General features: G+C 57.9%; 8 protein-coding genes and 1 pseudogene. 2 read left to right on the top strand and 7 right to left on the bottom strand.

Annotated elements, in window-relative coordinates; genetic code table 11:
* Positions 1 to 23: 23 nt before the first annotated feature.
* Positions 24 to 242 carry a ParD-like family protein gene (locus tag Q1L34_RS01130; RefSeq protein ID WP_004868736.1) on the top strand — a complete coding sequence of 73 codons (219 nt, stop codon included), beginning with the start codon at positions 24 to 26 and terminating at the stop codon, positions 240 to 242.
* Positions 223 to 1,002 (top strand): type I methionyl aminopeptidase, encoded by a 780-nt coding sequence (map, locus tag Q1L34_RS01125; RefSeq protein ID WP_004868737.1) that lies wholly within the window; start codon positions 223 to 225, stop codon positions 1,000 to 1,002. The genes Q1L34_RS01130 and map overlap by 20 nt, the downstream gene beginning before the upstream one ends.
* A gap of 59 nt (positions 1,003 to 1,061) precedes the next feature.
* On the opposite strand, the gene Q1L34_RS01120 is transcribed toward map, so the two are convergent.
* The 7 genes and pseudogenes from Q1L34_RS01120 to bcsO form a co-directional block, all read right to left on the bottom strand.
* A complete protein-coding gene (locus tag Q1L34_RS01120; RefSeq protein ID WP_015585553.1) occupies positions 1,062 to 2,054 on the bottom strand; it encodes a family 8 glycosyl hydrolase in 993 nt (330 codons plus the stop codon).
* Between the two features lie 11 nt (positions 2,055 to 2,065).
* Entirely contained in the window at positions 2,066 to 2,542 is a 477-nt protein-coding gene (gene bcsD / locus Q1L34_RS01115) for a cellulose biosynthesis protein BcsD (RefSeq protein WP_160873410.1), read from the bottom strand.
* Positions 2,542 to 6,594, bottom strand: a complete 4,053-nt coding sequence (locus Q1L34_RS01110) for a cellulose biosynthesis protein BcsC (RefSeq protein ID WP_192226477.1) — start codon at positions 6,592 to 6,594, stop codon at positions 2,542 to 2,544. Before Q1L34_RS01110 ends, bcsD begins: the two co-directional genes overlap by 1 nt.
* Positions 6,591 to 9,074: a cellulose biosynthesis cyclic di-GMP-binding regulatory protein BcsB gene (bcsB, locus tag Q1L34_RS01105; protein WP_104896407.1), complete on the bottom strand. Its 2,484-nt coding sequence runs from the start codon at positions 9,072 to 9,074 to the stop codon at positions 6,591 to 6,593. The genes Q1L34_RS01110 and bcsB overlap by 4 nt, the downstream gene beginning before the upstream one ends.
* A complete protein-coding gene (gene bcsA, locus Q1L34_RS01100) occupies positions 9,071 to 11,182 on the bottom strand; it encodes a UDP-forming cellulose synthase catalytic subunit (protein ID WP_004868748.1) in 2,112 nt (703 codons plus the stop codon). The genes bcsB and bcsA overlap by 4 nt, the downstream gene beginning before the upstream one ends.
* Before the next feature lie 19 nt (positions 11,183 to 11,201).
* Positions 11,202 to 11,994, bottom strand: a pseudogene (locus tag Q1L34_RS01095) (cellulose synthase operon protein YhjQ/BcsQ).
* Position 11,995: 1 nt separating this feature from the next.
* Positions 11,996 to 12,664, bottom strand: a complete 669-nt coding sequence (gene bcsO / locus Q1L34_RS01090) for a cellulose biosynthesis protein BcsO (RefSeq protein WP_137056226.1) — start codon at positions 12,662 to 12,664, stop codon at positions 11,996 to 11,998.
* Positions 12,665 to 13,096 lie beyond the last annotated feature (432 nt).

The following is a 13,096-nucleotide window of genomic DNA, read 5'->3' as shown; positions in this document are numbered from 1 at the left end:
ATGAATCATTACGGAACATATATATGGGAATCGTAAAAATCTCCGACCTGCTGCATGACGACATCCGCGACGCCAGCAAGGCCATGTCACGCTCAGTGAATGCTCAGGCGGAATACTGGATTCGGCTGGGGATGATGAGCGAACTCTACCCGGAGCTTAACCACCAGCAAATCAAGATGATGATGCTTAAATCGGGATCCGATCGTTTACTGGAGGTGATCAATGCCATCAATTCCCATTAAAACGGCGGACGAATTAGCCCGACAGCGCCGGGCAGGCGCGCTGCTGGCCTCGGTGTTCGACATGCTGGATAAACATATTCAGCCCGGCATAACCACCATGGAAATCAACAACCTGGCGGAAGATTTTATCGTCAACCAGCTCCATTCCCGACCGGCCAGCAAAGGGCAATATGATTATCCTTTCGTCTTAAATACGTCGGTGAATGAAGTGGTGTGCCACGGCATGCCAAAAGAAACGGAGCATCTGAAATCAGGCGCGATCGTCAACGTCGACATTACGCTGGAAAAAGATGGCCTGATTGCGGACTCCAGCAAAATGTACTTAATCGGCGACGTTTCGCCGCTGGCCCGTAGACTGGTGAAGAAAACGTACGAAGCGATGTGGAAAGGTATCAAGGTGGTCAGGCCCGGCGCCACGCTGGGTGATATCGGCCATGCGATTCAGAGCTATGTCGAAAGCAACGGCTACAGCGTCGTGCGGGAGTATTGCGGTCACGGTGTCGGGCAGGAGATGCACGAAGAGCCCCAGGTGCTGCACTACGGCAAGCCGGGTGAAGGCGCCGTGCTGCGAGAGGGGATGGTTTTTACCATCGAACCGATGGTCAATCAGGGCGATAGCCGGACAAAAATCAAGAAGGATGGCTGGACCGTAGTGACCCGCGATAAGAAGCTCTCGGCGCAGTGGGAACACACCGTCGCCGTTACCGCCGACGGCGTAGAAGTCCTGACGCTACGCCAGGACGAAATTATCCCGTTCTGAGCCGTTCCGCTGTCGATATCGCCTTCAGCAAGCCATAGCGCCTGGCGAAGGCGCTAAAATTACCGATCGCGCCCTGCCAGCCAGACCAGCAGTTTCAGGCTGGCGGAGTAGTAATCATCCTGGGCGGTAATTTGCGGATCCTCCGGCGTCTCGCCCATGGTCAGATCGCGCACCGCCAGCAGGCCGCCGGTCATAAACCACGGAGAGACGTTATTGGTGCTGACGTTAATCCACGCCGGCGTTTGCAGCCGCGGATAGCTCTGGAACCAGTTTTTCCACGGCGTCAGCAGCGGGCTCTGTGGATTGGCCCAGGTGAGATACAGCGGGATACGAATCGCGTCATAGCTCATCCGCGGCGGCCACTCTTTCGCCGGCTCCATCTTACCGTCAGCTTTCAGCGCAACCCAGTCGGTAGGGAGCTGGGTTTTGCCCCATGCCATTTTGCCCAGCAGCGCCTGAGCGTCGCTTTGCAGCTTACGCCAGGCGATCAGATGCGTGCGCGCGGCAAACGCCTGCCATGCCGGGAAGATAAAGTAGGAGGGGTTAAGATTGAGATGGTCGTTGCGGTTGAAGCCTTTGGCGCCAGGCAGCATGACCTGATAGCCGGCAAAGGTCACCACCGTATTTTTCAGCAGCGATGCGGTAATGGCATCAGACGCGTTACCGTAGGATTTGTCCCCCCACTGCTGCTGTGCGCGCAGCAGCGCCCATGCAATCAGGGTATCGCCGTCGGTGGCATCGTTCTTATCGGCAATAGGGTCCGGCGCCACAGGGTTATAGCGCCAGTAAAAGAGCCCGTTGTCTTTATTGCGTAGCGTTTTATCGGTCCATTGCCATAGCTTGTCGAAGGCCGGCCGATCGTTTTTCGCCACCGCCAGCAGCATCGCGAATCCCTGCCCCTCGGTATGCGAAACGTTACCGTTGCCCGTATCCACAATGCGCCCGTCAGCCATCATAAAACGCGATTTATAGCTTTCCCAGGCGGTGTCTGCCCACGCGCGGGGCAGCAGCACCATCGTCACCATGACTGCGATTACAACACGCAAAGACATATGTTCACCCGTTATGGATGGAAGTAGAGGAACTGAACATCAGACACCGAGAACAACCGCTCACGCTGTAACACCACATGTGCACCGCCCCCTTGTCCCTGTAGCCAGCGAGAATAAAGCCCCTCGAGTATGGCACAAAATGCATTGCACCAGCGCACGCGGCGCGCATCGTCACGACTCACCGGCAGCGCGCGATGACGTAAGCGCAGGCCGTCATCGCCCACATCCACGCTGACGACGCCCCACTGAAAGCGGCTGAGCAGCTGGTTGATATTGGCCTCCAGCTGACCGACGGTTTCTGACTCGGGCAGCGGGTAGCGATCGGCCAGGGCTTCACCCATCTGACGTAAAAATGGCTGGCTCTCCAGCTCGCCGGCATTGTTCAGCATCCCGTCAATCATAATGAGCAGCAGATCAAACCATCCCGCGGGGGTTTGCTGCTGTTGAAACCAGGCCATGACTTCCGCGTTGTTTTTGTCCGTCATGATCAGTTATCTCCCAACATATAGCGGATATAGAGACCGGCGGTACTCTCGTTGTAATCACCGAAGGTGTCGTAGCCAATCTGGCCGCCCAGCGTCATCTGTTTGTTCACCTTGTAATCCGCCCCGGCGCGCAGCGTGTAGCCGATGCCGCTCTTCGAGGTCGCTGAATAGTACGCCTCTTTGGCAAAACCGTTGGCTACCGCGGTCTCCAGGGTCTGCTGCCATTCGGAATTGGTCGGGAAGTAGGCGCTCTTATCCTGACTATAGGATTGATACCCCACCGAGCCACCGAGCTTCATGGTCCAGTTGTCATACTTCTCGGTCAGGTTAACCGGCAGCGAAACGCTCACGTAGTTTTGCGGGCTGAAGTAGCCCCCCTGACCATAGGTGAAGTAGCTCAGGTTCTTCGAGTAATCCATGTAGCTCATACTCAAACCGGCCTGCAGCTGGCGATATTCATCATGATAAGGCCGCAGATAGACCCCGGCATTGGCGTTGACACTGGTGTTGCTGGCCACGTCGCTGCCAATGTAGCTGTAGCCCCCGCCGCCGACGTAGAAACCGGCGTCGCCATCATCGTAGCTGAGCTGCAGGGTGCCGCCGTTTTTCGTCACCTGCCCCCAGGTTTTCCCGGAGTAGCTATCTTTCAGCCCCACGTAAGAGAGCAGGCTGTCGGTCAACGAACGGCGCTCACCGGTGAAGATCAATGACAGGTAGTTGGTGAGTTTCGGCGACCATTTCACCCCCCCGACCACGGTGTTGAGATCCTGGCCCAACGGCGTGCTGCCGATATCCACGCGATAATCATCGCCGCTCAGCGCCAGGGCTAATTCGACGCCATTCGCCTTCTGCGAATCCGTCGAACCGCTGGTCTGATCGACATTCGGTTTCTGGCTGGAAGAGGCCAGATAGCTGGCGACCTGTCCGGAGTCATAGGCGCCAAGTTTCGCCAGATTCTCCATCCCGCTGCTGGTCGTGGCGTTAAAGTCTGCCGCATTCAGCGTCCCCAGCGAACTTAAGGCTTCGGCCCCCGGATTGCTGGCAAAGTACGCCGTGCGCTCCGTATCCGTCATCGCCGCAATCGCCGCCTGTTCGCTGGTGGCAGTGGAAATCATGTTGGACACCGCATTGGAGAGCGGATTCGCGCCGTAGCGCCGCCAGGCGTCGCCGCTGGCGGTGCCGGCATTCAGCGAAATCGGCGTCACGGTAAAGTCAAAACGCGAGTCGCCAAACGGCGATGAAGACCAGGTCAGCGGCGTTTTCATCTCGGTCAGCTTACTGGTCCCGGATTCACCGTCGCGCCCACGCACCTCCATTCCCCCCTGGAGCCAGGTGCCGGTTTTCTCCTGCAACGACTCCATCATGGTATCGACCTGACGCAGCATGCGGGTTTGCGCGGTCTCCACCGGAAGATCGGGACGTTGGATGCCGGGCAGCGTGGTTCCGCTGCCAGTTGACACCTGGGCAACCTGCCATGGCATATACTGGCCGTAAGCCGATGCCGTTCGCGTCGTGGACGGCGTGCGGGAGACGCCCACAAAGGGGTTATCCGCCGCCAGCACGCCGCCAACGGTGGGCGTTTGTGCGCTGTTGCTGCTCTGCAGCCCCAACAGTTTGCCGCGCGCGCTGCGCAGATACGTCATCGCCTGCTGATGATGTCCCTGCGCTTCCGCGACGCGCGCCAGCAGCAGCAGGCGATCCGGTGTATTGTCCTGACGCAATCCGCCGGCCAGCTGTTCCGCCCGGTCGTTATCGCCGGACGACAGCGCAACATCGATAGCGCCGGATCGCGCCGCCTGATCCGGCGTATCGCGGGTCATCAGGTAGTCATAGACCACCCCGGCTTCTTTGTTCATTTTGCCGCTCTGGTAGAGGCGCGCCATCGCGAACATCAGATCGGTATTCTGCGGATCGCTTTGCATCGCCCCCATCAGCTTGTCATACGCCGCGGCGTAGTTGCCCTGCTCCCGCAGTCGATCGGCTTCGTTGATCACATAGCCGTTGCGGATACTCGCCAGCTGCGTTGGCGTGCTGCCAGCCTGCAGCTGCGGGTTCGACAGCAGCGTCTGCGCTTCATTGGTCAGCCCCGCCTGGTTGAGGACCGCCACCTGATCGGCATAGTCGCCGGCGTTCCCCGTGATTCCGCCGCTGATATTGTTGCGCACCAGCGTTACCGCCGTGGAAACATCGCCGCTCTGCGCCAGCAATCGCGCCAGTTTCCCCACGTCAGCCGGTGATTTTGGCGGCGTGGCCGACATCGCTTTCAGGGTATTGGACGCCGCCACCGTATTGCCCTGGGCGAGATAATCTTGCGCGGTGGTCAGCTGCAGGTTGTAGTTTACCCGCTGACGCAGGTCGCGCATCTGGCTGGTCTGGCTGGCGGCGGGAATCCGCCCCAGCAGCGTCTGCGCCTGCTGCCAGCCGCCGTTCTCACTGGCAAACAGCGCGGCGGCATAGAGGGCGTTACTGCTGGCGCCGGGACGATAGGCGGCGGCCATCGTTGACGCGGCCTCGCTGTCATTGCCGGATTTTTGCAGTAGCCGGGCTAAGTCGAGGCGCATCCAGGCGTCATCCGGATAGCGGGAGACCCCCTGGCGCAATGTCGCGATAGCGCCGCTGACGTTGCCGCTGTTGGCCTGCTCCTGCGCCTGGCGACGAAGCGAATCTCCCGGCATACCGGTCACGATGCGCGGCTGCAGTTTTTGCTGCAAACTCTCCGGCAGCGTGCGTAACATCGCCTGCGCTTCCGCCGTTTTATTTTGCTCGCGCAGGATGTAGTAAAGGTTCTCGCGCGCCGGGCCATTTTGCGGCTGCTCGCTGAGCAGCGAGCGCAGCGTTTGTTCGGCCTGAGGGAGATCTTTGTTATGACGCAATACATCGGCACGGAACAGTTTGGCCGATGTGCCGCGCGTCCCGCTCTGCTGAGCCAGCGGAGCAGAGAGCGCCAGCGCCTGGCTAATATTGCCCTGCTTGTACGCCTGCTGAGCCTGGGCCAGCTGCCCATAGAATAGCGCGTCCGCCGCCTGCTGACGGCGCGCCGCTGAATCATTACCGCCGAGATCCGCCGCCCGGCTTAAATATTGCGATGCGGCCTGGAAGTCACCGTTGCGCTGGGCGATATATCCCATCCCGGCCAGCGCGTCCGCATCCTGCGGGTTGGTTTGCAGCACTTGTTCAAACTGCTGCTTCGCCGCCGCGGTATTGCCGCTATTCAGGTTAACGAACCCCTGACCGCGCGCCTGGCCGCTTATCCGCTGACGATAGTAATTCTGTACTTCGGTATCCTGCGGGTGACGCTGCATCCAGGTATCGTAAAACGCCCGATCGCCCTCCTGCGGCCCCAGCCACAGCAGCGCCTGGCGTAGACCGCTGTCGGCATCTTTACTGCCGCTGGCCATCGATTCCAGCATTGAAATCCCTTCCCGCCGGGTATCTTCCCGCCAGGTCAACGCCTTACCTAAAGCCACGCGCGGGGCGTTTTCCTGCGGATACCGCGCCACGTACTGACGCAGTTCGCTGACCGCCTGGGGATAGAGCGCTTTGTCGCTGGCCATGGTCATGTAGTACTCACCGGCCAGCCCCGGTGGCGGGGTGTTGCCGTTGAACATGCTGCGCCAGGTCGTCAGCGCAGCCGGAATATTGCCGCTGCGCGCCTGCTGTCTGGCCAGACTCAGCTGCCCCTGCGGCACCTGCGCCATTTTTTTGGCATTATCCAGCTCCTGCAGGTTTGGGCTCTCTGGCGACACTTTCGCCAACCGCGCCCGCCACTGGGCCGCCGCCTGAAGGTCGCCGCCCTGCTGTGCCCACAGCGCCATCAGATACATGGCCTGCGTGTTATTGGCATCAACCAACAGAACTTTCTGCAGCGATTCCATCGCCAGCTCATCGTGCGATTTTTCGTGCCAGTAGTTCGCCTGGGCAAACAGCGCCTGCAATGCGGCATCATTCCCCGCAGCCATGGCATCACCGAGGGTGCCGAGGGTCAGCGCGCCGGACAGGCAAAACGTGGATAATCTGCGGGTCGCCCTGCTGTTCATTTTAATGGCTCGTTTCATTGGCTATCCCCCGAACTCAGGCGCTTGCGTGCATGGCGTTTAAACATGGCGGTAAGCGCCAGGCCGATGATCGTTGTCGCAAGCAGTCCCAGCAGCGCAAGCAGACCGGAGTGCTGGTTGGCATACCAAACGGCCATCATGTACCACGGCATCTGCCCGCTCGGGAATGGCGTACTCACCTGGAAGCTGCGAACCCCATTATCGCTGGTGATAACCGCCGTATCGCCGCGGATACCGGCGTTGATTCGCGGTGAATCAAGGTCGCTTTTCAGCTTCGTCAGCTGATCATCGTTGCTGGCCATCGCCACCACCACCGTGCGCTGTGGATTCCACGGTGAACGGTAGCTGATAAAGCCGCGCCAGGCGCTGCTGGAAGAGAGATAGCGATCGGCATCCAGGCTGGCGGATGTCCAGTCGCCGGCCAGCCACCGCTGTACTTTTGAACTCAGTCCCGACTCGCGTACGCCCAGCTGATTATCCGCCTGATAATAAGGAGAATCTTCTAACAAGCGCTGGTTAAACGTTTTCTGATCGAGGGCGCTGACCGCCAGCACATCGCGATTGTGCAGGTACTGAAGGCCGGCGCCACCGCTGGGGATGCCTAAAACAACGCGGTTGTTCGCCAGCGCCGTGCCGGTGGCATTACCCGATCGGGCGGCGAGGTTTAACAGCGTAGCGACCTGCGTTTCCGACGGTTTTTCCGCCAGCAGCAGCGTGGTTTGTGAATAGTCCGCCAGCCGCGAGAACGGGAACGAAGCGCCGACGAAATAGGAGAGATTCGGCAGCAGCGAGAAGTGTCGCGTATTGCTCAAATCAATCCACGAATCATCGGTAATCCGGCTCTTGATATTGTTATTAAGCACCACCGAACAGGGGGCGTTTTGTTTCGGCACCACGTTGAAATAGAGCGACAGCTGGTTATCCCCGTAAATCAGATACGGCGCCAGCGGAATGGTAAACCGCTCCTGACGCACGTCGCCGCCCAGATGACGCCATAATTTCTCCAGCGGCCCCTGCTTGTTCAGCGGCAGGTTGTGCAGGAAAGTGTTATTGAGCGTCACGCTTAATAACGACTGCTCCTCATTAATCCAGTTTTCCGACGGGAAACGGTAGCCAATCTGCAAGGGAATGGTTTCTCCGTCCCACAGATAGAGGTCCGGCGCCGCGCGGAAAGCCACGCGCAGCGGTTCATGCCAGACGCCGTTTACGGTCATACTCTGATCTTTACGCAGCAGCTCGCTGATTTTTACCGGCCGATCGGTTGGGATCCAGCGCGGGGCATCATACGGCTTGCCGATCGGGATCGCCTGCGGATCCACGCTCAGGCTCGCGGTCTGCGCGGCAATATTACCGCGGGTCAGCCGCCAGGCTGCCGCACGCAGCGCCGCATCATTCTGCCCGACGATCAGCAGCAGTTTGTAGGTGGGGTTACCCGGGTTATCGACAATCTGCAGCAGCGGTTTATCGGTTTGCGGCAGCGTCAGCCCGCCGACCTGGTCACCCGGATGGCCGATAATAATACCGTGACGCTCCGGTAAACGGTCGCGCAGCGCGCTAAAAGCAATCCCGCGATAATCCGCCTGAATACCCAGCCACGACGAGAGCAGCGCTGCGGCGCTGAAGATATCCGCTCCCGATTTCTCCGGGTAGGCCACCGCGATGTCCGCCGGGGTCATCTGCATGCTGTCGAAGAATGGACGCGGGAAGTGACTCAAATCGTTGCTGAGATTCAGCGGCTGGCTTTCCCAGTTAAAACGCGAAGCCGGTAAAATCGTGACGCCCGACGTGTCATGCATGTTGAGCTGGCACTGCATGTTGTCGCCATCATTCACCTTAAAGCTCAGGTTGTTGCTGGAGACCATTAGCGCCGCCGGAATATCCAGCTGATAGTGAGAAATGTCCGCCCCGTCGGTGCCCAGCGGCACCGTGCCTAAAGGCTGGCCGTTGAGCATCAATTGCAGCGTGGCGTTGCGGGTGGCCATATCCGGCGAGACCTGAACATCCAGCATCAGCTCGGCATGGGTCACCACCTGGTCTGAAGGCAGCGTAAACCCCGCGCCGCCCTGCTGTTGGCCGCCGCTGAGGATAATGCCATCCGGCATCCCCATTTGAGCCAGATTAAGACTGCCCCCGACCACCGGCGTTAACGGCGCCACATCCGGCATTGCCGTATGAGTCGGCGGTGGCATGACGGGGAGCGAGGCGGCCGGATCCGCCGCCGCGGGTTCTGCTGTCGCGGGTGTCGATGCGATCGACGACTCGGACGCGACAGCGGGTTCTGAGTTCACCGGAACCTCCGCTGCGGCCGACGACTCCGCTGCGGCGGTCGACGCCGACTCATCGGCGGGAAGGCCGCCCGTGGTCGCGCCCGGTAACGGGAAATTCAGCGGCGCAGAACGATCGGCCGGCGCCTCTTCACCGTGCAGCGCCGGTATGGAAAACATGCCGGCCAGCAGCGCAAGCGTGGTTAATCGCTTCATAATTGGCCATCCTCCTGCGCGGTACTGGCGACAGGTTTCTGCTGGCGACGGCCGCGTCGTGTTTTCCAGCTCAGCCAGAACAGTTCAAACACGCAGCGTAAGATGGTGAAAAATGACCGGAACGGGTTGTCCTGCGGACGCGGCGGGTTAATCCATGCATCGGCGCGCGCCAGCACCACTCGCACCAGTTCACGGCGCAGCGAGAGGGGAATATTTTCATCAAACTTGAGGCGAATAAAGTTTTCATCCGCGGTCACCTGTTCGGCGGGAATACAAATCGCACCAGATTGCAGGATCAGCTCAATCTCTTCGATATCATCCTGCAGATGGCGATCGTCCGGGACCGCGATGCGGCATCCGCCCATCGACAGGTCTGCGGTGTGGCTACGCGACACGATGCCGCTGGCGTAGTGAATCAACACCGGAATATTGACGTCGATACGGATCGTTTTCCGCACCTGGCGGGTTTCCCGCGCGACAGCAATCGCCGCCAGCAGGAAGATCAGGCTGTACAGCCCCCAGCCAACGTTCAGCGCGATAACGTTAGGATCCGAGCCGAAATAGTCATGGCCAATGGCCCTGACAATACCGACAATCACGCCAACCGCGAGCAAACACGCCACCACCAGATGCGGCCTGACGACGGTAAAGTCGAAGTAGCCCACATCCAGCAGCCCCCCTTTGTCGGTCACGTTGAATTTACCGCGTTTGGGGAAAATCATCGTCACCAGCGTCGGCAGCACCAGATGGAATGCCAGCACGATGTCATAGATTTCCCCCCAGAAGCTGTAGCGATAGCGGCCGTTCATCCGCGAGCCGACATAAATCGCAAGGAACAGATGCGGGAGCGCATACGAGACAATCAGGCTCGCTGAGGAGTAGATAATATTCAGGTTAAACAACAGATAAGCTAACGGTGCGGTGACAAACACGACCCGTGGCAGGGCGAACTGATAGTAGAGCATGGCGCTGAGGTAACACAGGCGCTGCTGGAAGGTCAGCCCGCGGCCCAGGAGCGGGTTATCGAGGCGGAAGATTTGCGTCATCCCACGCGCCCAGCGGGTCCGCTGAATGACGTGCACGACTAAACGCTCGGTGGCTAAACCCGCTGCCAGCGGAATATCGAGAAACGACGATTTCCAGCCCAGGCGCTGAAATTTAAGCGCGGTGTGCGCATCTTCGGTCACGGTTTCCACCGCAAAACCACCGATATCATCCAGCGCTTTACGGCGAATCACGGCGCAGGAGCCGCAGAAGAAGGTCGCATTCCAGTTATCGTTGCCCTGCTGAATCGGGCCATAGAACAGCATCCCTTCATTGGGGATGTTGCGGCCGACGGAGAGGTTGCGTTCAAACGGGTCCGGCGAATAGAAATAGTGCGGGGTCTGCACCAGCGCCAGCATCGGGTCTTTGAGGAAGCCGCCAACCGTCGCCTGCAGGAACACGCGGGTCGCCACGTGGTCACAGTCGAAGACGCAAATCAGCTCTCCCTGAGTCAGGGTCATCGCGTGGTTCAGGTTACCCGCTTTGGCGTGTTTATTATCATTACGGGTGATATAGCCGACGCCGACATCGGCGGCGAACACCGCAAATTCGCTACGTTTCCCGTCGTCCAGCAGATAGATTTTCATTTTATCCGCCGGGTAATCGATACACTGCGCAGCCAACACGGTATCGCGCACGACTTCCAGCGGTTCGTTATAGCTGGGAATATAAATATCGACCGTCGGCCACGTGCTCATATCATCGGGCAGCGGGACGATTTCTCGCTTCAGCGGCCAGACCGTTTGCAGGTAGTTCAGCAGCAGCATTACCCAGATATAGACTTCCGCCAGAAACAGCCCCATCCCCAGCACCGTCTCAATGGTGGAGTTAAAATGCAGGGTCTGCGTCAGGCGAAAATACATATAGCGGGTAGACATCAGCAGCGAAGTCACGACCATAATGACCGAAATACTGCGCTTTTTGCTAAATCCCATTAAGAACAGAATACCGATACTTAACAGACCAAAAAGATACTGCTTTTGGCTGTCCATCGGCGTAATAATGACCAGAACGGCAATCGGCGACAGCACCAGTGCCAGCAACCAGAAAAGAGACTTTTTCATTCAGCAGCCCTGCAATAAGTTAAAGCCCTGACATACGAGGCTGGCTGTGCACCGTGCCGTCGCCAATTTTAATACCCAACAGCGCAGAGATTTTTTTTGCCATAATTTCAATATCAAAGGCGGCTGCAGAGGAAGAGCTAAAGTCGAGAATCGACTTCTGGGAAGCATTCGCTTCAACGACGCTCTCATCACGATGGATAATACCCAACAGACGATCGCCCAGTTTATCCTCCATCAGAGCGGTGACGTCACGGCTGACCTGACGGCGGTTATCACTCTGATTCAGCACGAAAAAGTGCCCAAGTTTGTGGTTTAGCTTACCGCCGGTTAAACGCTGCTTTTCGACGTGCGACAGGGTCGACATCGAGGCGGTGTCCGCCAGCAGCGGCACCAGGTGCAGATCGGCCAGCGGCGTTAAGGCCGTCAGCGCCGGTGAAGGGCCGGGTGGCAGGTCGGCGATGATAATTAATCCGGGATAATTCAATAATGCCGCCAGCCCGCGGGTGAGGAAATGGGCGTCCGTGGCAAGGTGTTCATCAAAAGCCTGATGCTGCGCCTCGCTGACGTCGCCATACGGCAGGACAAAAATATTGCTGCCCGCGCTCAGTACGCACTGGCTCCAGTCATGAAGCTCCAGCGCTTTCGCAACATAGCCGCGCTCATCGCTAAGAGGGACGCCAAAATGCAGACGCAGCGCATTTTGCACGTCAAAATCGATCGCCAGGACTTTGCTGCCTGCGCGAGCTAATGAATAGGCCAGATTTGCCGCGAGGGTCGTTTTTCCTACGCCGCCTTTGGGAGAACACACGCAGATCAACGGCATGTCGCAATCCTTTCTAAAAGTGATTTCAGCGGCTGATCTTTATTTTTCGCCACCGGTTCAACGGCTTTTGCCGCAAATAAATGAGCATAGCCTTCCGCCGCCTGTGCAGACGGCACGACCGGGCGAACCGCTACCGGTGGTGCAGGCGCAACGGCTGGTGCAGGCGCAACGGCTGGTGCGGGCGCAACGGCTGGAGCAGGCGCAACGGCTGGAGCGGGCGCAGCGGCTGGAGCGGGCGCAGCGGCTGGAGCGGGAGCAGCGGCTGGAGCGGGAGCAGGCGTATGGGGTACGGCCATTGCCGGCACAGATTCTGCTGCCCACGTATGTTCTGCAACCGAAAGGGGGTCATGTGGCGCTGAAACGGAGACAGGGGGTGGCATGACCGGAGCCGGGGCTGTAGGTGACGTTGGTTGCGGCGTGTGCGCGGATTCTGCCTCGACCCAATGAAACATATCCGTCGGCACCGGCTGCGGTATCGGTAACGATACCGATCCTCCCATGGCCAGCGAGGATTCTTTTTCTTCCCCAGGAGAGAGCTGATTGAGAATAACCCAATCTCCCTGTTCTCTGGCGGCTGCGTGTGATGAAAGGTCCTTGAAATCCAGACTTTGCGTACGAGTCTTTTCCTTGAAGCGCTGCAAATCATCATAATGGTTCATGGATAACCTCATGATTCTAATAAATAATATTTTAGCTGTTTTTATTTTGATACTACGCCTTTAGAGCATAGTTTATTTTATTGTTTTTCATCAACTTAAGTTGGTCAGAATGACCAACAATACAATGACGTTGTAGAGGAGTATCGTTCAAGGTGGCGTAAATCACTGATAATTTTGCGGTTACCCTATCATTTCTTATAAGAAATGATAGCTCCATTTTTTAGGAGGTCCTGTGATCCCACCAAACCTGAGCTCAGCGCCCCCTTAAAATAACCAGGTTTTTCTCTAATTGATCTTTAGATAATGCGCAGAACAAAATAACTATGATGCGTGATGGAATATATTTTAGACTTTTTATATCGTTGTATAAATAGGTCAAATTAATTATTTAAGTCGAAAAACAGCAGTCAGGTACTTTCTCAAGCCTGATTC

The sequence above is a fragment of the Klebsiella ornithinolytica genome, from assembly GCF_030505655.1.
GTDB classification, from domain to species: domain Bacteria; phylum Pseudomonadota; class Gammaproteobacteria; order Enterobacterales; family Enterobacteriaceae; genus Klebsiella; species Klebsiella ornithinolytica.
This window is presented reverse-complemented; position numbering and strand designations above follow the sequence as displayed.